The sequence below is a fragment of the Pantoea sp. C1E2 genome, from assembly GCF_056491465.1.
In genome coordinates this window covers 465,645-484,322 of record NZ_JBSZHT010000002.1, presented here as the reverse complement: position 1 = coordinate 484,322, position 18,678 = coordinate 465,645, and the positions used below count along the sequence as shown (strand labels likewise).

At 55.1% G+C, this 18,678-nt stretch carries 17 protein-coding genes; 7 read left to right on the top strand and 10 right to left on the bottom strand.

Annotated features, from left to right (window positions below; translation table 11 throughout):
- Positions 1–25 precede the first annotated feature (25 nt).
- On the bottom strand, positions 26–787 hold the full coding sequence (gene udp / locus ACXI0A_RS02475) for a uridine phosphorylase (RefSeq protein ID WP_084933275.1): 762 nt from the start codon (positions 785–787) through the stop codon (positions 26–28).
- A gap of 300 nt (positions 788–1,087) precedes the next feature.
- Here udp and ACXI0A_RS02470 point away from each other — a divergent pair, with 300 nt between their 5' ends.
- A complete protein-coding gene (locus ACXI0A_RS02470) occupies positions 1,088–1,924 on the top strand; it encodes a dienelactone hydrolase family protein (RefSeq protein WP_476150534.1) in 837 nt (278 codons plus the stop codon).
- 38 nt (positions 1,925–1,962) lie between these two features.
- On the opposite strand, the gene metE is transcribed toward ACXI0A_RS02470, so the two are convergent.
- Complete coding sequence (gene metE, locus ACXI0A_RS02465; RefSeq protein ID WP_476150536.1) at positions 1,963–4,233, bottom strand: 5-methyltetrahydropteroyltriglutamate--homocysteine S-methyltransferase; 2,271 nt, start codon at positions 4,231–4,233, stop codon at positions 1,963–1,965.
- A gap of 214 nt (positions 4,234–4,447) precedes the next feature.
- Between metE and metR the strand changes: the two genes are divergently transcribed.
- Positions 4,448–5,380, top strand: a complete 933-nt coding sequence (metR, locus tag ACXI0A_RS02460; protein ID WP_476150537.1) for an HTH-type transcriptional regulator MetR — start codon at positions 4,448–4,450, stop codon at positions 5,378–5,380.
- 92 nt (positions 5,381–5,472) lie between these two features.
- Positions 5,473–5,955 (top strand): YehS family protein, encoded by a 483-nt coding sequence (locus tag ACXI0A_RS02455; protein WP_224933803.1) that lies wholly within the window; start codon positions 5,473–5,475, stop codon positions 5,953–5,955.
- Between the two features lie 362 nt (positions 5,956–6,317).
- On the opposite strand, the gene ACXI0A_RS02450 is transcribed toward ACXI0A_RS02455, so the two are convergent.
- A complete protein-coding gene (locus tag ACXI0A_RS02450; protein ID WP_224933802.1) occupies positions 6,318–7,187 on the bottom strand; it encodes a carboxylate/amino acid/amine transporter in 870 nt (289 codons plus the stop codon).
- A gap of 432 nt (positions 7,188–7,619) precedes the next feature.
- Here ACXI0A_RS02450 and glpT point away from each other — a divergent pair, with 432 nt between their 5' ends.
- Positions 7,620–8,960, top strand: a complete 1,341-nt coding sequence (gene glpT / locus ACXI0A_RS02445; protein ID WP_224933801.1) for a glycerol-3-phosphate transporter — start codon at positions 7,620–7,622, stop codon at positions 8,958–8,960.
- A 32-nt stretch (positions 8,961–8,992) separates the two neighbouring features.
- On the opposite strand, the gene yigL is transcribed toward glpT, so the two are convergent.
- Together yigL and pldB are read right to left on the bottom strand one after the other, a co-directional pair.
- Positions 8,993–9,793: a sugar/pyridoxal phosphate phosphatase YigL gene (yigL, locus tag ACXI0A_RS02440; RefSeq protein WP_224933800.1), complete on the bottom strand. Its 801-nt coding sequence runs from the start codon at positions 9,791–9,793 to the stop codon at positions 8,993–8,995.
- 32 nt (positions 9,794–9,825) lie between these two features.
- The gene (pldB, locus tag ACXI0A_RS02435) at positions 9,826–10,818 is read right to left on the bottom strand and encodes a lysophospholipase L2 (protein WP_224933799.1); all 993 of its coding nucleotides are present in this window, start codon (positions 10,816–10,818) and stop codon (positions 9,826–9,828) included.
- 104 nt (positions 10,819–10,922) lie between these two features.
- On the opposite strand from pldB, the gene rhtB reads away from it, so the two are divergent.
- On the top strand, positions 10,923–11,546 hold the full coding sequence (gene rhtB, locus ACXI0A_RS02430) for a homoserine/homoserine lactone efflux protein (protein ID WP_476150541.1): 624 nt from the start codon (positions 10,923–10,925) through the stop codon (positions 11,544–11,546).
- A gap of 69 nt (positions 11,547–11,615) precedes the next feature.
- On the opposite strand, the gene rhtC is transcribed toward rhtB, so the two are convergent.
- From rhtC to pldA, 3 genes are read right to left on the bottom strand one after another with little or no spacing between them, the layout of a single operon-like run.
- Positions 11,616–12,239, bottom strand: a complete 624-nt coding sequence (gene rhtC, locus ACXI0A_RS02425; protein WP_476150542.1) for a threonine export protein RhtC — start codon at positions 12,237–12,239, stop codon at positions 11,616–11,618.
- Positions 12,240–12,251: 12 nt separating this feature from the next.
- Positions 12,252–14,075 (bottom strand): ATP-dependent DNA helicase RecQ, encoded by a 1,824-nt coding sequence (gene recQ, locus ACXI0A_RS02420; RefSeq protein WP_100701458.1) that lies wholly within the window; start codon positions 14,073–14,075, stop codon positions 12,252–12,254.
- 23 nt (positions 14,076–14,098) lie between these two features.
- Entirely contained in the window at positions 14,099–14,977 is an 879-nt protein-coding gene (gene pldA, locus ACXI0A_RS02415; RefSeq protein WP_224933796.1) for a phospholipase A, read from the bottom strand.
- A 165-nt stretch (positions 14,978–15,142) separates the two neighbouring features.
- Here pldA and ACXI0A_RS02410 point away from each other — a divergent pair, with 165 nt between their 5' ends.
- Both ACXI0A_RS02410 and rarD read left to right on the top strand, forming a co-directional pair.
- Positions 15,143–15,613, top strand: coding sequence for a thioesterase family protein (locus ACXI0A_RS02410; RefSeq protein ID WP_224933795.1), 471 nt, complete (start codon positions 15,143–15,145; stop codon positions 15,611–15,613).
- 21 nt (positions 15,614–15,634) lie between these two features.
- The gene (gene rarD / locus ACXI0A_RS02405) at positions 15,635–16,534 is read left to right on the top strand and encodes an EamA family transporter RarD (protein ID WP_224933794.1); all 900 of its coding nucleotides are present in this window, start codon (positions 15,635–15,637) and stop codon (positions 16,532–16,534) included.
- Here the strand turns inward: rarD and ACXI0A_RS02400 are convergent.
- Positions 16,505–17,557 carry an AbrB family transcriptional regulator gene (locus tag ACXI0A_RS02400; RefSeq protein WP_476150545.1) on the bottom strand — a complete coding sequence of 351 codons (1,053 nt, stop codon included), beginning with the start codon at positions 17,555–17,557 and terminating at the stop codon, positions 16,505–16,507. The two genes, rarD and ACXI0A_RS02400, sit on opposite strands and share 30 nt — an antisense overlap.
- 94 nt (positions 17,558–17,651) lie before the next feature.
- Positions 17,652–18,605, bottom strand: a complete 954-nt coding sequence (corA, locus tag ACXI0A_RS02395; protein WP_100701463.1) for a magnesium/cobalt transporter CorA — start codon at positions 18,603–18,605, stop codon at positions 17,652–17,654.
- Positions 18,606–18,678: the final 73 nt, after the last annotated feature.

The window sequence follows — 18,678 nt, the reverse complement described above, 5'->3', positions numbered from 1 at the left end:
TCCGTAATACCTGCTGCCTTGCGCACTAAATTAAGCGACGCGCGGCTTCTACAACAATTTTCACCGCATCGCTTTCGGTCTGTTTCATGGTCACCGCGTCCGGGATCTCTTTCTGCGTACGGTTAACGATAACACCCGCCACCATGCCCGCTCGCAGCCCCTGACTGGCGCACATGGTTAACAGTGTAGCGGATTCCATCTCATAGTTAAGCACGCCCATTTGCTGCCACTCTTGCATAGAGCCCTGGAAGCGATTCACCACGCGTCCTGAGAAGGTATCGTAACGTTCCTGGCCCGGATAGAAGGTGTCAGAAGAGGCGGTGATCCCGATATGCGTTTTGGCGCCACAGGCTTCTGCTGCGGCCACCAGCGCGGTGGTACAGGTAAAATCGGCCACTGCCGGGAATTCCATCGGCGCAAAGTGCAGGCTGGCACCATCAAGGCGTACAGACGCGGTGGTGACCAAAACATCGCCCACATTAATATTCGGTTGGATCGCACCGGTGGTGCCGACGCGCAGGAAAGTACGTACGCCGAGCTGCGCCAGTTCTTCCACCGCAATTGAAGTAGATGGGCCGCCGATACCGGTTGAACACACCACCACCGGCTTGCCATCGACTTCCGCGAGGTAAGTGGTGAATTCACGATGTGAAGCGAGATGCTGTGGGTTATCCATCAGCGCAGCGATTTTTTTCACACGCTCCGGATCGCCGGGAACGATTGCCAATGTGGCACCTTTCAGATCGGCTTTAGTGATACCAAGGTGGAAAACGTCAGACTGGGCCATAACAGACTCCTGATAGATAAGGGATATGCGTGTCACTCTACGTGAGAGCGCCAGATAAATATGTGATTAGTTTCACCATCGACAATGAAACTTACATTATCAGAAAATTATTATGTGACATGAATCACACAAATGCGCTCGGCAATTCTGAATTGCTACAAGCGGTGCTGTGTAAGTTCGGGTGGCAGTGTTAATAGAGAAGAAGAACATAAGTAAACATCCCTCTGAACCCTACGCCAGCCTTGCTCCTGAAGCAGGCTATAGTTACGTGATTGCGCATTTGCTAGCACGGAGAGAACCATGAAAACCGAAGACAATATGGCACAAAAATCAGCAGTCGGCGGCTTTGCCCCGGCCGTTCAGCCCATCGCCAGCAGCACTATCACCACATCCAGCGATCAGATTCATGCGGGTGAAACCTCGGTGCCGAGCCAGGGTGAAAATCTACCCGCTTATTATGCCCGACCAAAAACCTATGAAGGCAAGTTGCCGGTGGTTCTGGTGGTGCAGGAGATTTTTGGCGTACATGAGCATATTCGTGATGTGTGCCGTCGTCTGGCACTGGAAGGTTACCTGGCCGTGGCGCCAGAGCTGTACTTCCGCGAAGGGGATCCGAGTGAATACAGCGATGTCCCTACTCTGCTGAAAGAACTGGTGAGCAAGGTGCCGGATTCGCAGGTGCTGTCCGACCTTGATCATGTCGCTAACTGGGCGGCGCGCCACGATGGCGATATTCGACGTATGGCGATCACCGGATTTTGCTGGGGCGGGCGTATCAGCTGGCTGTTTGCCTCGCACAACCCGCAGGTCCGTGCCGCCGCCGCCTGGTATGGCCGCTTAGAGGGTGAGAAAACCCTGAAGCAGCAGAAGCACCCGATCGATGTTGCCGTGGATCTCACGGCCCCGGTACTCGGTTTGTACGGTGGTCAGGATGCAAGCATCCCGCTGGAAAGTATCGATAAAATGCGCCAGGCGTTGCATGCTGCCAATGCCAAAGCGGAGATTGTCGTGTATCCGGAAGCCGGTCACGCGTTCAATGCCGATTATCGTCCAAGCTATCACGCCGATTCTGCCGCCGATGGCTGGGCACGTATGCTGGCCTGGTTTTCACAGCATGGTGTCGCGCCAAACGCATAATCATATTGGGGCGCTCATGCGCCCCAAGTCCCTGTGCGTTAAACCGTTTCCTCGCGCAGATTTTTTGCCGCTTTAACCATGTTCGCCAGTGCCTGTCGGGTTTCGCTCCAGCCACGGGTTTTCAGACCGCAGTCCGGATTGACCCACAAACGCGCGGGCGGAATACTTTGCGCCGCTTTCCGCAGCAGATCTTCCATCCACTCCACGCTGGGCACATTCGGTGAGTGAATGTCATACACGCCAGGCCCAATTTCGTTCGGATATTCGAACGCTTTAAACGCATCCAGCAATTCCATATCAGAGCGTGAGGTTTCGATGGTAATCACATCCGCGTCCAGTGCCGCGATCGAGTCCATGATGTCGTTGAATTCGCAATAACACATATGGGTGTGGATTTGCGTCGCGTCCTGCGCAACCGCTGCGTTAAGGCGGAAGGCATCGACCGCCCAGGTCAGATAGGCAGCCCAGTCAGACTGGTGCAACGGCAGACCTTCACGCAGCGCGGGTTCATCAATCTGAATGATACCGATGCCGGCTTTTTCTAAATCTTCCACTTCATCACGCAGTGCCAGCGCAATCTGTTTGGCGATGATTTCCCGCGTCATGTCCTCACGCGGGAAAGACCAGCATAGAATGGTGACCGGGCCGGTGAGCATGCCTTTCACCGGTTTGTCGGTCAGCGACTGTGCGTACTTCGCCCACTCAACGGTAATCGGCTGTGGGCGGCTGATATCACCGATGATCACCGGGGGCTTCACGCAGCGAGATCCATAGCTCTGCACCCAGCCATTTTGCGTAAACACAAAGCCATCGAGGTTTTCGCCGAAGTATTCCACCATGTCGTTACGCTCTGCTTCGCCGTGTACCAGCACATCCAGCCCAAGACGTTCCTGTTCAGTAATCGCCTGTTTGATGTGCTCCGCAATGCCGGTGCGATAGTGGCCGCCATCGATATTGCCTTTTTTGAAGTCGAGTCGCAGGCCGCGAATTTCGGTGGTTTGCGGGAATGAACCGATGGTGGTGGTCGGCCAGGCAGGCAAATTAAAGCGATGGCGCTGCGCTTTGGCACGTTCGGGATAGAGGCTGGCGCGCTCAACGTCTTTGGCCTGAATGCTCGCCAGACGTGTGCCCACTGCTGCATTGTGCACGCGAGCAGAGTGCGCACGGGCTCGAATCGGTGCACTCCACTCTGTCAGCGATGCTGCATTGTTATTATTGAGCGCCTTGCTCAGCAGCGACAGTTCAGCACACTTCTGTAAAGCAAAGGCGAACCAGCTTTTTACTTCCGCATCGAGCCGGGTTTCAACGCTAAGATCGATCGGGCTGTGCAGCAGTGAGCAGGAGGATCCAATCCACAGATTTTTACGCTGGCCCACCAGCGGTTGCAGGCGCTCAAACCAGCGGCTGAGATCGGCACGCCAGACGTTACGGCCGTTGATCACGCCTAATGAGAGCAGCCAGTCGGTGGGGATCTGTTGGTGGATAGACTGGATGTCATCTTTGCCATGCACCAGGTCAACGTGCAGGCCTTGAACGGGCAGCGTCTTAATCACATCGAGGTTTTGACCGATGCCGTCAAAGTAAGTGGTCAGCAGCAGTTGCACGCCACCTTGTAATGCAGCGTAAGTGGGCTTGAACGCATCACGCCACGCCTGTGGCAGTTCAAGCACCAGCGCGGGTTCATCAATTTGCACCCATTCGATGCCGCGCTTTTTCAGCTCTGCCAGCACTTGCTGGTAGACCGGCAGAATGTCTTTCAGCAGTGATAGACGGTCAAACGGTTCACCTTTGACTTTACCCAACCACAGGTAGGTCACTGGCCCCAGTAGCACCGGTTTGATCTGGTGACCCAGTGCCAGCGCTTCGTCCACTTCGTCGAGCAGCTGCGTCCAGCAGAGCGAGAACTGCTGGCCCTGCGTGAATTCCGGCACCATGTAGTGATAGTTGGTGTTGAACCATTTGGTCATCTCCGCGGCAGCAGCAGGTTCACCGCTGGGCGCACGGCCGCGTCCCAGACGGAACAGCGTATCGAGATCGACTGAGCCATCCTTGTTCTGATGGCGCGCCGGCACATTCCCGAGCATCAGGCTGGTGGTCAGCACATGATCGTACCAGGCGAAATCGCCCACCGGCAGCAGATCCACACCTGCCTCTTTCTGCTGTTGCCAGTGACGGGCACGCAGTTCGCGACCCACGGCCAGTAGCGCTTCCTGTGAGGAGTTACCTGCCCAGTAGCTTTCCTGTGCTTTCTTCAGTTCACGACGCAGACCAACACGAGGGAAACCGAGCGTATGGTTCAGAATGGTCATTTATTAATCTCCAGATATTCTTAACGGTACAAGCCCGTTTACGTTCATCCAGCGAGGGAATTGCCGTGCGCTGAACGCCTGAACTGGACGAAAGTAAAATGGCTGTGGCGCCTGATTGAGATGTTTAGCCGTCCAGATGTTTACACCGCCATAATCTGCGGGTACTGTATGTTCCTCAAGCGCAATTTGTTCAATCTCGATGTGAAGGACTCTCATGATCGAACTCAAACACCTGAGAACGCTGCAGGCGTTGCAGAATACCGGCTCGTTAGCCGCTGCCGCTGCTCAGCTTCATCAGACACAATCGGCGTTATCTCATCAGTTCAGCGATCTGGAACAGCGGCTGGGCTTTCGCCTGTTTGTGCGCAAGAGCCAGCCGTTGCGGTTTACGCCGCAGGGGGAAATCATGCTGCAGTTGGCCGAGCAGATTTTGCCGCAGATCCAGCAGGCGTTGCAGGCGTGCCATGAGCCGCATCAGACCACGCTGCGCATTGCGATTGAGTGTCACAGCTGCATTCAATGGCTGACGCCGGCACTGAATAATTTCCGCCAGAGCTGGCCACAAGTGGTGGTCGATTTTAAATCGGGGGTGACTTTTGATCCTCAGCCCGCCTTGCAGCAGGGTGAACTGGATGTGGTGCTGACCTCCGATATTCTGCCACGCAGCGGTTTGTTCTATACGCCGATGTTTGATTATGAGGTGCGACTGGTGTTGGCTCCGGACCATCCACTGGCGAAACTGGAGCATATTTCGCCGGAAGATTTAGCCGATGAGGTGTTAATGATTTATCCGGTGCAGCGTCAGCGTCTGGATATCTGGCGTCATTTCCTGCAGCCGGCGGGAGTGAGCCCGGCATTGAAGAATGTAGATAATACGCTGTTATTGATTCAGATGGTGTCGGCACAAATGGGCATCGCCGCATTACCGCATTGGGTGGTGGAGAGTTTTGAAAAGCAGGGCCTGGTGGTGACCAAGACGTTGGGCTCTGGCTTGTGGAGCCGCCTGTATGCGGCGGTTCGCGATGGCGAGCAGCGTCAGCCGGTGCTGGAAGCTTTTGTGCGCTTCGCCCGTCAACACGCCTGTGACCATCTGCCGTTTGTGCGTGATGCGGCGCGTCCAGGTTCACTTCAGTCGGTTTCTTCATGATCTCACGGGCGGCTTGTGTCGCCCGTGCTGTTATCCCTGCCCTGCCTGCTCTATAATGCGCCGCCTCAATCCGCGACCAAGAGAGTTTCACCATGACGAGTAACGATGTTCTGCGCAGCGTGCGCTATATGCTTGATTTGAGCGATAGCAAAGTGGTGGAGATTTTTGCCTTAGCGGGCAGTGAAGTGCCGCTGGAGGATGTTCAGGCGTGGATGAAAAAGGATGAGGATGCGGCGTTCCGTAAATTGCCGGACGTGCTGATGGGCTATTTCCTTAACGGTTTAATTTTCTTCCGTCGCGGTAAAAGTGAAGATGCGCCAGCGCCGTCAGTCGAACGTCGTATGAATAACAATATCTTCATTAAGAAGCTGCGTATCGCGTTTGCGTTGAAGACCACGGATATTCCGGTGGTGCTGGAGAAGGCAAACTTTAAGGTTTCACAGGCTGAGGTTGGTGCGATTTTCCGCAATCCAGATCATAAGAACTACCGCGAGTGCGGCGACCAGATTCTGCGTAACTTTTTGAAGGGATTGACGATGATTCATCGTCCTGCGGCGCCCGCGAAAAAGCCCTGATGGCTTCGTGTTAGTGCTCAGTCGCGAAAGGGCTGATTACTACGTGTTAGTGCTCAGTCAGGAAAGGGCTGATTGCTATGTGTTAGTGCTCAGTCAGGGATAGCGTGGCAGATCGCAAAGGAAACCCACATCCCTGTGGGTCAGCCTCGCCCTCCATGGCTCGGATGCTTTGCTCCTCTGCCACGCTATCCCTTCCCTTAGGCTTTAGGTGTCGCTTTGATATCAGGTCAGATACCGGCCGCTCCGATCACGAAGGAATCTCACTTCCCTGTGGATTTGCCTGTCTCTTCCCTCTGGCTTAGGTGCTGCTTTTTCGAAGCTAGAGCAAAGCAACGAGCTTGTTAGCAATTCAGCTCGGCCATTTAGGCATCGCTTTTAGCGACATGCCCTACTACCCAACGCTTGTGCACGTAAAGTGAAGCGAAAATGACAATCGCCCCGGCAATAAAGCTCGGCCAGTGCGGTTTTTCCTGCCAGATCGCCAGGTTCACCAGTAAGCCCGCCGGTACGTGCATGTTGTTCATGATGCCCAACGTACCCGCATCGACCTGCGTGGCACCGTAGTTCCACATAAAGTAGCCCAGTCCCGAAGCCGCTACGCCCAGCCACACCAGAATGCCCCATTGCAGGTTTGTGGTCGGCAGCTTGTTCGGATTACCCCACAGGCTCCAGGCAATGATGGCAATGATCACCGCGCCTAAATAGAACCACGAGAATGCCGTGTGTTGCGGCATCGGGCGGGTTTCCTGCAAACGCTTGTAACCGACCATACCAATGGCGAAGCAGATGTTAGCCGCCTGAACCAGCAGTAAACCGAACCAGAAGTGATCGCTGACTTTGTCATAGCGAATGATGGCCGCACCGGCTACCGCCAACAGCGCGCTGAAAGCATAGCCGATTCGCAGTCGACGTCTGCTGAGCAAATCGTAGATCAGCGTGACGTAGAGCGGCGTCATCACGGTAAACAATAGGAATTCTGTCACGCTGAGGTAGGTATAAGCCTCAAAACTCAGCAGGTACATGACGCCGAGTTGCAGCATCCCCACCAGCATATACAGCAGGATGGTTGAGGCGCGATAGCCTTTCCAGCGCAGGAACGGCAGGAAGACAATCGCGGCCAACCCAAGGCGCATCAGTACAGAGAACCAGGAGTCAACCTGGCCTGCAAGGTATTCACCTATCAAACTAAAGGAAAAAGCCCACAAAATGGTGGTAACGATCAGTAACGGCACGGCATCGATCCCAAAATGAACAGTGGCGCTAGTGTAAACAAACTGTCGTGTATGGGCTGAAATATCTGGTTGACGAGTGGTCAAAATAAAACCAAACAACTCCTGGCTTCATTAAGCCAACTCTTTATCGCTCGCTTGTAAAACCGGGCTGTTAATTGCTGATGAAGTAAATCTATTTCAGCAGCGCAATGGATTACCCTTTCAAACGTAAAAGTCCCAACGCTTAATGCGCGAATTCCAACATTTCCTGGTTTATATCGCTCTTAAATGTCATCAAACTGTAACAATTGTGTCACACATCACAGTAACGTGGCGTAACCATCACTATCCTTTGCGCGAAATGGAACTTTGCTGTCTGTTTTAGCGCCAGTTGGCGTTTGACCCATCCTGCTGGGAATTCATAACTATATTGCGCCCTGGAGGGCCGCATCCATGTTGAGTATCTTCAAACCGGCACCGCATCAGCCGCAAGTCGCTGACGATCGTGTCGATCCACTTTATCGTCGGCTGCGCTGGCAAATCTTCATCGGCATTTTCTTTGGTTATGCCGCCTATTACCTGGTCCGTAAAAACTTTGCGCTGGCGATGCCCTATTTAGTCGAACAGGGCTTCTCGCGTGGCGATCTCGGTTTTGCGCTGTCTGGGATATCCATCGCTTACGGTTTCTCCAAGTTCATCATGGGTTCCGTCTCCGACCGCTCAAATCCACGCGTGTTTTTACCTGCCGGACTGATTCTGGCCGCCGCGGTGATGCTCTTTATGGGCTTTGTACCCTGGGCCACCTCCAGCATCATGGTGATGTTTGTGCTGCTATTCCTGTGTGGTTGGTTCCAGGGCATGGGCTGGCCACCGTGCGGTCGCACTATGGTGCACTGGTGGTCGCAGAAGGAGCGTGGCGGGATTGTCTCGGTATGGAACTGCGCGCATAACGTCGGCGGCGGTATTCCGCCCCTGCTGTTCCTGCTGGGCATGGCGTGGTTTAACGACTGGAAAGCTGCGCTGTATATGCCGGCGTTCGGTGCCATCTTCATCGCTATCATTGCGTTTGCGCTGATGCGTGACACCCCCCAATCCTGTGGCCTGCCGCCGATTGAAGCGTACAAAAACGACTACCCGCCGGATTACAGCGAGAATCATGAAGAGGAACTGACGGCAAAGCAGATCTTCATGCAGTACATCCTGCCTAATAAGCTGCTGTGGTATATCGCTCTGGCCAACGTGTTCGTTTACCTGCTGCGCTACGGCATTCTCGACTGGTCACCGACCTACCTGAAAGAGGTGAAGCATTTCACGCTGGATAAATCTTCGTGGGCTTATTTCTTCTACGAATATGCGGGCATTCCCGGCACCCTGCTGTGCGGCTGGATGTCGGACAAGGTGTTCAGAGGCAATCGTGGCGCCACCGGCGTGTTCTTTATGACGCTGGTGACCATCGCTACGGTGGTGTACTGGCTTAACCCGCCAGGTAATCCAGGCATCGATATGCTGTGCATGATTGTCATCGGCTTTCTGATTTACGGCCCGGTGATGCTGATTGGTCTGCATGCGCTTGAACTGGCACCGAAAAAAGCCGCGGGCACCGCAGCGGGCTTTACCGGTTTGTTTGGCTATCTCGGCGGTTCCGTCGCCGCCAGTGCGATTGTCGGTTACACAGTGGACTACTTCGGCTGGGATGGCGGTTTCATGGTGATGATTGCTGGATCGGTGTTGGCGGTGATTCTGTTGCTGCTCACGATGGTCAGCGAGCATAAGCACAAGAAACAGATGGCATAACAAAAATGGGCCGGATTAACCGGCCCATTTTTTTAAGCAAGGAACAGCTTACGCAGCGTATGCGGCACCGCGTCTTCAGCGTTGCTGCCAATTACTTCGAGCGTCGGCAAGGTATCTTTCAGACGCTGCTGCCCATTACGCATGATGCAGCCTTTACCAGCCATGCTCAGCATTTCCACATCATTCATGCCATCCCCAAAAGCGATGCACTCTTTCAGTGAGAAGCCAAGCTGCTTCGATACCGCTTCCAGCGCGTGACCTTTTGATACGCCACCCGCCATCACTTCCAGACAGGTTGGCAGTGAGAAACTAACATTCACACGATCGCCCCAGCGCGCTTCGATCGCCAGCTCCAGCGGCGCCAGACGCTCAGGATCGTCGCAGGTGAAGAACACCTTGCTGATACCATCGGTTTCCAGCATGCCCGGCTGGTAGACCTGATAGTTAAACACCGACTCGCGGAAGTAGTCCTGCTCCTCCGGTCGGTGGCGGCTCATAAACCACTCGTCGTCGCGATACACGTGCGTCAGGATATGTTCATCGTGGTACTGCAGACCGTAAAGCTCGCTGGCGATATCGGCGTCGAGGTTATGGCTGAACACCAGTTCACCCTCTGCATTGTGCACGCGGGCACCGTTGGAGGTGATCATGTACGCCGGAATGCCGAGGTTGTCGCGCATCTGGCCCACGTCGATATAGTGACGGCCGGTGGCGAAAACGAAGTGGACATCTTGCGCCACCAGTTCCTGCAGCGTGGTACGGGCAAAAGGTGTCAGTCGGTGTTCCGGTGAGAGCAGCGTGCCATCCAGGTCGGATGCGACGATGTGGTACATGTAAACCTCTGGTATTGATATCGGAAAATGAGTTAAACGTGGCGCTCGAAAAAATCGACCACCAGGTTGAGCGCTTCAGCGCGCATGGCGTCTGTTTCAAACAAAATCTCGTGACGCGCGCCTTGAATCACATACGGCACGGTGCCTTCGCAGGGATGTCCCGCGTCGGCCATCGCCGTGCAAAAAATATCTTGCGAGCGGTTGTCTACCACATCGTCTTCACTGGCCTGCAAAACCAGTGATGGCGTGGTGATTTTCGCCGCCTGGCTAATGATGCTGCGCCCGGCATACACGCCTTCACGCACCCAGTGATAAGTCGGGCCACCAACGCGCAGCCCCGGATCGTCCGCGTAAAAACGCAGGTTGCGCCGATAGCGTTCCCGGCTGTGCGTCAGGCGATTAATACCAAACGGACTGGCGCGCCAGCGGCCGGTGCCAAGGGCATAGCGTTCGCGTATCGCCGGCAGTTTTTCCGCCCAGTCCAAAATCGGGTGCGCCATCCAGTCAGGCAACGGCAGCACGATGCCGAACATCGGTGCCGAAAACACCGCGGCATGGAACGCCTGCGGCTGACGCGCCAGAAACAGCGCTAAAATCGCACCGCCCATCGAATGCGCCAGCACGTAGCGCTGCTGATAATGGTTACTGACGATCTCTTTCAGATACAGCGTTTCTAAATCGTCAACGTAGTGGCTGAACTCGACCACATGGCCGCGATGCGAATCGGCCAGCAAGCGATCGGAGCGGCCCTGCCCGCGATGGTCAATAATCACCACGTCATAACCGCAGTGGAACAGATCGTAAGCCAGTTCAGGGTATTTGATATAGCTTTCGATGCGGCCAGGAACAATCAGGATGACACGGCGATGTTGCGGTGAGGTGAAACGAACATAGCGAATCTTCAGGTTACCTACGCCGGTGAATTCGCACTCTTCACGACGACGCCAGAAGTCGAGCAGCGGACCGGTGGCAAAGGCTGAAAAGCCTCTCTCTCGCCCAAGCCAACGCTGTTTGTGATGCTGCATCTGTCCCCCTGAAAAAAAGCCCCATCGCGCATCTGTACGCCATAGCGCACCGCGATATTCTGGCGTATTGTGTCACACTTCGTTCACTTCAGGGAATGTCACGCATGACCATTGAATGGTGGTTAACCTACCTGTTGACCACAACTATCCTCAGCCTTTCACCCGGTTCCGGTGCCATCAACACCATGAGCACTGGCATTAGCCATGGCTATCGCGGCGCGGCAGCCTCTATCACTGGCTTACAACTTGGCCTGGCGATTCACATTGTGTTGGTGGGTGCCGGTCTTGGCGCACTGTTTTCACAATCGCTTCTGGCGTTTGAAGTGCTGAAATGGGCAGGTGCCGCCTATCTGGTGTGGCTGGGCATTCAGCAGTGGCGTGCTGCGGGCGGTATTGATTTGGATGCCGTGGCGAAAGCGATGCCGCGTCGTCGTTTGTTTAAACGCGCCATACTCGTGAACCTCACCAACCCGAAAAGTATCGTATTCCTCGCCGCGCTGTTCCCGCAGTTTATTCAGCCACATCAGCCGCAGCTAATGCAGTACCTGGTGCTCGGTGTCACCACCATCGTGGTCGATATTATCGTGATGATTGGTTACGCCACGCTGGCAACACGTATTGCAGGCTGGATTAAAGGGCCAAAGCAGATGAAGCTGATGAACCGCACGTTTGGTGGACTGTTTATGGCAGTCGGTGCACTACTGGCGAGTGCGCGCAAAATCGCGTGATTTGCGCCAGGTGCGCAGAAATGCGCACCCTGCGGCGTGGAAGGGTCGCCATTTATGGCGACCGGATTGTTAACGCGAGATAATCAGGTGGATGCCGAATCCAGCAAACAGTACGCCCGCCATCCCATCAACCCATTTCGCCATACGCTGATACTTATCACGCATCCACGGCAGTGCAAAAATCGCCGCGACCAGCGTGAACCAGGCAAAGGTCTCGCCGATAATCAGCAGAAACAGGCCCCAACGCTCCATCGCACCCACGTCATTACCCACAAACAGCGAGAACACGCTACCGAAGTAAATAATGGCTTTTGGATTCGACAGGTTGGTCAGAAAACCTTTCAGGAAGCTCATGCCTTTCTTTGGCAGTTCAACCTCCGGTGCAGCAACCTGCGGGGCTTTGTGCTGCTGACGCGCCGAGCGCAATAGCTGCCAGCCCATCCACAGCAGATACAGTCCGCCGCCGACCATGATGATCTCATGCAACCAGGCCATTTTTTGCAGGATCAGATGCAGGCCCATCAGCGCGACGCCCGCCCAAATCACGATCCCCAGCGTGATGCCAAAGACACCCATCATCGCCTCTTTACGTGAACGGCTGGCCGCTGTTTGCGACACAAAGAAGAAGTCCGGGCCTGGACTCATCAGCGCAACCAAATGCACCAGCGCGACGGTGGCGAATAACATCAACATGGTTTCTTTCCTTTATTCTTCATCGACATGTTCTTTGATCATCACCAGGAATGGTTTACCAAAACGTTCCAGTTTGCGATGACCGACACCGTTCACGCTCAGCATTTCTGACGCGGTAATCGGCATTTGCTCCGCCATCTCAATCAACGTGGCATCGTTAAATACCACGTACGGCGGAATGTTGGATTCGTCGGCAATCGCCTTACGCAACTTACGCAGCTTGCCAAACAGCGTGCGATCGTAATTGCCACTGTGCACCTTCGGCGAACTGCTACGGCTTTTCACCGTGACAATACGTGGTACTGCCAACATCAAAGGCACTTCGGCGCGCAGCACTGGACGTGCCGCTTCGGTCAGCTGTAAGGCGGAGTGCATGGCAATATTTTGCGTCACCATGCCGAGATGAATCAGCTGACGCAACACGCTGACCCAATGCTCCTGGCTCTGCTCACGACCAATGCCGTACACCGGCAGTTTGTCGTGCCCGTTATCACGGATGCGATGGTTGGTGGAACCACGCAGCACGTCGACAATATAGCCCATGCCAAAGCGCTGACCGGTACGATAGATGCTGGAAAGCGCCTTCTGCGCCTCCACCAATCCATCGTAACGACGCGGGGGATCGAGACAAATATCGCAGTTACCGCACTGCTGCTGGCGCCCTTCACCAAAGTAGTTGAGCAGCACCAAACGACGGCAGGTTTGCGCTTCAGCAAAAGCACCCATGGCGTTGAGTTTATGGCGCTCAATATCCTGCAATGGGCCGGGCGCTTTTTCTTCCAGACACTTACGTAGCCATGCCATATCCGCCGGATCGTACAGCATCATTGCTTCTGCCGGCAGGCCATCACGCCCCGCGCGACCGGTTTCCTGATAGTAGGATTCGATATTGCGTGGAATGTCGAAGTGCACCACGAAACGCACGTTAGGTTTGTTAATGCCCATACCAAACGCGACGGTGGCGACCACAATTTGCAAGTCATCGCGCTGGAAGGCTTCCTGCACGTGCGCACGCTGGCCACTCTCAATACCGGCGTGATAGGCGCCAACACTCAGCCCACGGCTTTGCAGACGCGCGGCAGTGTCTTCCACTTTGGCACGGCTGTTACAGTAAATGATGCCGCTTTTACCGCGCTGCTCCTGCACATAGCGCAACAGCTGATCGGTGGGTTTAAATTTCTCCACCAGCGTGTAACGGATGTTGGGGCGGTCAAAGCTGCTGATTTGAATCAGCGGATCGTCCATCTGTAACAGATGGGCGATGTCATTACGCGTGGTTTCATCAGCGGTGGCGGTCAGCGCCATCACTGGCAATTCCGGGAAGTGCTGACGAAGCTGGCCAATCGAGCCATATTCCGGGCGGAAATCATGGCCCCATTGCGAGATGCAGTGCGCTTCATCCACCGCCAGCATCACCGGATTCCACTGGCGCAGGCTGTCGAGGAAGTTATCCATCATCAGGCGTTCAGGCGCGATATACAGCAGCTTCAGCTTGCCGGTACGACAATCTGCAAACACCTGCTGCTGCTGCTCACGCGTCTGCGTCGAGTTGAGGCACGCCGCTGCCACGCCGTTAGCCAGCAGTTGATCGACCTGATCTTTCATCAGTGATATCAGCGGTGAAACCACCAGCGTCAGCCCTTCGCGCACCAGCGCCGGGATTTGATAGCACAGCGATTTCCCGCCGCCGGTCGGCATCACCACCAGACAATCACGCCCTGCGAGCGCGGTTTCGATGATGGTTTGCTGACCGGGACGAAACTGCTGGTAGCCGAAGGTATCTTGTAATACCTGCTGCGCCAGCATTTCCTGATTAAGCACTGCCGATGTTGCCACGGTAATCCTGTTTTTCTGACTGGTTAGAACAGATCGTTAAGTGTTACGCCCACGCCAAAACGGGTCTGGCGGTGGTTATAGTCGATAAGCGATTCACCATACCCGCTGAACAGCTGGGTGTAAAAGCGCACATGCTCAGAGATAGGATAGCTCCAGGCAAATGTCGCGCCACCAAAGCCGCTGTTCCAGTTGTAGTTGCCTTCCACGCTGAAAATGCTCTCGCCCACTTCATAACCAAGCTTGGCGCGATAGTAGCCCATGTACTTGGTGATGTCGGGGTTATCATCATTATTTTCATTTTCTGGAATGCGATACCAGGGTTTGATTTCCGCGAGGAAGTTACCGTTCTGCGCCATCAGGCGTGCATAAACGCGGTTCCAGCTGCGTGAAGTCGGATCGCTGCGGCCATTTGACTCGTGGTTCAGACCGGTTTCAATGTCGCGCAGTGTCCAACCCGCAAAGGTGTAATCCGTTGCCCAGCCGAGGAAAATCTGCGGTTCATAGTTGGTTTCACGGAACGGCGATGAGGCTCCACGGTTAGAGAGCTGCCACCACGAGCGTTGCGTATAGGACGCGGCCAGTACCGAGTTATCACCCAGAATGCCACGCCACAGCGGGAACGCCAGGCTGAGCTGGAATTTTACTTCATCATTTTTTGCTTTGTCAGCCCAGTTGTACGAAGAGATCGCCTCTTTGTTCATGTCACTGGTGTAGGTGTAGAGCAAATAGTTGTTTTCGTAAGGATAAAGCACGAACGGGTTATCGTGTTTCTCCAATAGGTTAGCAATAATGCTGCCCTTGACTGCCGGGGCGTCATGCACCTCTTTTATGGTGGCTTCATCAGCCTGTGCCAGTGCAGGTATCATCAAAGCTGCAACCAGCAACGCGTATAGCTTACGCATAACATTCTCCAGGGAACTGCGTGTTGTCATTATTAGGCCCATGTTCAAAAAGCACGCCATTCTACACGCAAAGAGACAGGTTGATCAGTGCCGATTGCTGAAACTGGAAAGCAGCGCGAACGCGGCATAATATACACAACTCTTTAACATCTTAAGGCAGAAAACATGTCATCCCCGTTGCTGTCACAGCAGGAAGCTCGCCGTCTGATTGGCGAAATCTTTGTCTATCATATGCCGTTCAATCAGGCGCTGGGCTTGGAGCTGGATCGCCTCGAAGCCGATTACGCCGAGCTGGGCTTTGCCAACAAAACCATGCTGGTGGGTAATGCCGCCCAGCATATTTTGCACGGTGGCGTGATTGCCTCGGTGCTGGATGTCGCCGCCGGGCTGGTGTGCGTCAGCCATGCGTTGTCGCGTCAGGAGAGCATCAGCGAAGAGGAGTTGCGTCAGCGTCTGTCGCGCATGGGCACTATCGATATGCGCGTTGACTATCTGCGCCCCGGGCGTGGCGAACGCTTTGTCGCCACCAGCAGCCTGCTGCGGGCAGGCAACAAGGTCGCGGTAGCGCGCGTCGAGTTGCACAATCAGCAGGGTGATTACATCGCCACCGCCACCGCTACTTATTTGATTGGTTAAATTACGTATCTGGAAACCATGATGGAAACGCAACAAACGCGTCAGGGTGTGGGCTTCGCGCTCGGCGCTTATTTTATCTGGGGCATTGCGCCAGCTTACTTCAAGCTGGTGAAAGAAGTGCCACCCACGGAAATCATGACGCATCGCGTGATTTGGTCGGCACTGTTTATGCTGGTGCTGATTACCCTGAGCCGCAGCTGGAAGCAGGTGCGCACAGTGCTGGCTCAACCGAAGAAAGTGCTGCTGCTGGCCGTCACCGCGGTCACCATTGGCGGCAACTGGCTGCTGTTTATCTGGGCGGTGAATAATCAGCACATGCTGGAAGCCAGCCTCGGCTACTTTATTAACCCGCTGATTAACGTGGTGTTTGGCATGCTGTTCCTGCGCGAGCGCTTCCGTCGCTTGCAGTGGGTGGCGGTGATGCTGGCGACTATTGGTGTGCTGGTGCAGCTATGGCAGTTTGGATCGCTACCGATCATTGGGCTGGGACTGGCGCTGAGTTTTGCCGTCTATGGTTTGCTGAGAAAGAAAATTCAGGTGGATGCGCAGAGCGGCATGCTGATCGAAACCGCGTGGTTATTCCCGCTGGCGGCCATCTACTTGTTTGGCTTTGCTGACAGCGCCACCAGCCACCTCAGCGCCAATCCAATGAGCCTCAATCTGAAGCTGATCGCGGCGGGCATCGTCACTACCATTCCGCTGATGCTGTTTGCTGCCGCCTGCACGCGTCTGCGCCTGTCGACCGTGGGTTTCTTCCAGTACATCGGCCCGACGTTGATGTTCCTGCTGGCGGTGGTGTTCTACGGCGAGAGCCTGACGCCAGACAAGATGGTCACCTTCGGCTTTATCTGGCTGGCACTCGCCGTATTTATCGTTGATGCCGTCGCGTTCTCAGCTCGCACCCGCGTGCGCGTAGCGTGAGATAAAGCGCGCGATAGCTGGGCCGGTCAGCAGGATGGTGAACAGGCGTAACGTCTGCAACGCCATCACAAATGCGATATCGACCCGGCTGCCCGCCGCAATAATCGCCACAGTATCCAGCCCGCCTGGGCTGGTTGCCAGATACGCCGTCATGAGATCCACGTGCAGCACCTGCGTCAGCATCCACGCCAATCCACCACACAGCAGCATCAACCCAAAAATCGACACCAGCATTTGCGGCAGAGTACGCAATGCCAGCAGGAAGATGGGACGCGTGAAGCGCAAACCCACGCTCCAGCCAATCAACGCATAAGCCAGCGCCAGCAACCATTCCGGCACCTGCAAAGTGGCGACATCGGTGCCGTGCAGCGTGGCGCCAATCAGAGCAGGCAGCAGTAGCGCACCCGAAGGGATACGCAGTTTTTGACCCAGCCACGCACCGGCAAACATCACCACTAATGTCAGGATGAAGCTACTTTGTAAGGCAGGGAACCATACCAGCTCTACGGCACCACCGTTGGTGCCAAGGCCAATACGTGCCACCACTGCCGCTGCGGTGGCCACAAACAGCACACGCAAATACTGCATAAACGCCACTAAGCGCACATCCGCCCCGAAGTCACCGGCCATTGCCACCATCGCAGACGCGCCGCCTGGCGACGATCCCCATGCGCCCGTTGGCCCCGGCAGGTTACTGAAGCGTACCAGCAAAAACCCCGATAGGCCGCTGGCCGCCAGCGTCAGCACCAGCACGGCTAACACCACCGGCCAGTCATTAAGCAGCGGCGAAAGGATGGCAGGGGAAAGCGTTTGGCCGATCATGCAGCCCAATACCGCCTGTGCCAGCACGAAAAAACGCTTATCGATGCGCACGGTGGCACCAGACAGGCCCATCACGGTACCGACAATCATCGGCCCTAATAACAGTGCAGCGGGAAGGTGAAACAGCTGGAGGATAATCCCCAGTACTAACGAAGCAATCAGCAGAACGGTCCACTGCTGTCGCAAGGAGAAACGCGCCATAGGGTGGAAATCAGAAAGTGAGAAGTGACAACAGCCTACGCAGAATTATGTAGCAGCGCCAGTTTAAAGGGCCGCAAACGCGGCCCCAAAATGGTTACAACCAGTTTTTACGTTTGAAGTAGAGGTACGGCGCTAAACCGGCGAGGATCATCAGAGAGATCGCGCCAGGATAACCGAAGCTCCACTTCAGCTCCGGCATAAACTCAAAGTTCATCCCGTAACTGGATGCCACCAGCGTGGGCGGCAGGAACACCACCGATACCACCGAGAAGATTTTGATGATGCGGTTCTGCTCGATGTTGATAAAGCCCATCGCCGCCTGCATCAGGAAGTTCACCTTCTGGAACAGCGATTCGTTATGCGGCAGCAGGGATTCGATATCGCGCAGGATTTCACGCGCCTGCTCCAGCTGATTGCCCGGCAAGCGCGCTTTACGCACCAGGAAGTTCAGCGCACGCTGGGTATCCATCAGACACAGGCGCACTTTCCAGCCGATATCTTCCAGCTCAGCCAGACGCGATAGCGCCTGATCGTACTCTTCACCCTGCTGGCCTTCCATGATCACGCGGCTGAGTTTTTCCAGCGCGCTGTAGATGTTCTCGATCTCATCCGCCAGCTGTTCGATTTTAGTCTCAAACAGGTCGAGCAGCAGTTCGTAGGCGTTACCATCGGTCAGCGTCTGGTTACGGGCACGCATGCGATACAGACGGAAAGCCGGCAGCTCACGTTCGCGCAGCGTATACAGGCGATCTTCGCGAATGGTGAACGCCACGGTGGAGTTGCCAGCGTGATCTTCCGCATCTTCAAAGAAGAAGAAGGAGTGAATGTGCAGGCCATCTTCATCTTCGAAGAAACGTGCAGAGGCCTCGATATCTTCCAGCTCCGGACGCGTCGCCAGGCTTTGGCCCAGCTCGGTTTGCACACGATCACGCTCACTGTCGTCGGGCTCGATAAGATCGACCCATACCGAAGTGTTCAGTGTGTCGTTATTGTCTTCCAGCTCGATACGCGTCAAGCGATCACGTTCGAGTTTAAAGGCGCTCAGCATAGCAATACTCCCCATTGCAGACTTAATGGGACAAGGCGGTACACCGAGATGCCTAAGGCAAAACGGGCACGGC

Bases quoted from the DNA above. Each gene is read 5' to 3' on its own strand.
- ACXI0A_RS02470 (WP_476150534.1), top strand. From the start codon at position 1,088: ATGAAAACCGAAGACAATATGGCACAAAAATCAGCAGTCGGCGGCTTT.
- yigL (WP_224933800.1), bottom strand. From the start codon at position 9,793: ATGTACCACATCGTCGCATCCGACCTGGATGGCACGCTGCTCTCACCG.
- ACXI0A_RS02455 (WP_224933803.1), top strand. From the start codon at position 5,473: ATGACGAGTAACGATGTTCTGCGCAGCGTGCGCTATATGCTTGATTTG.
- rhtB (WP_476150541.1), top strand. From the start codon at position 10,923: ATGACCATTGAATGGTGGTTAACCTACCTGTTGACCACAACTATCCTC.
- rhtC (WP_476150542.1), bottom strand. From the start codon at position 12,239: ATGTTGATGTTATTCGCCACCGTCGCGCTGGTGCATTTGGTTGCGCTG.
- pldB (WP_224933799.1), bottom strand. From the start codon at position 10,818: ATGCAGCATCACAAACAGCGTTGGCTTGGGCGAGAGAGAGGCTTTTCA.
- ACXI0A_RS02410 (WP_224933795.1), top strand. From the start codon at position 15,143: ATGTCATCCCCGTTGCTGTCACAGCAGGAAGCTCGCCGTCTGATTGGC.
- ACXI0A_RS02400 (WP_476150545.1), bottom strand. From the start codon at position 17,557: ATGGCGCGTTTCTCCTTGCGACAGCAGTGGACCGTTCTGCTGATTGCT.
- pldA (WP_224933796.1), bottom strand. From the start codon at position 14,977: ATGCGTAAGCTATACGCGTTGCTGGTTGCAGCTTTGATGATACCTGCA.
- metE (WP_476150536.1), bottom strand. From the start codon at position 4,233: ATGACCATTCTGAACCATACGCTCGGTTTCCCTCGTGTTGGTCTGCGT.
- udp (WP_084933275.1), bottom strand. From the start codon at position 787: ATGGCCCAGTCTGACGTTTTCCACCTTGGTATCACTAAAGCCGATCTG.
- glpT (WP_224933801.1), top strand. From the start codon at position 7,620: ATGTTGAGTATCTTCAAACCGGCACCGCATCAGCCGCAAGTCGCTGAC.
- metR (WP_476150537.1), top strand. From the start codon at position 4,448: ATGATCGAACTCAAACACCTGAGAACGCTGCAGGCGTTGCAGAATACC.
- rarD (WP_224933794.1), top strand. From the start codon at position 15,635: ATGGAAACGCAACAAACGCGTCAGGGTGTGGGCTTCGCGCTCGGCGCT.
- corA (WP_100701463.1), bottom strand. From the start codon at position 18,605: ATGCTGAGCGCCTTTAAACTCGAACGTGATCGCTTGACGCGTATCGAG.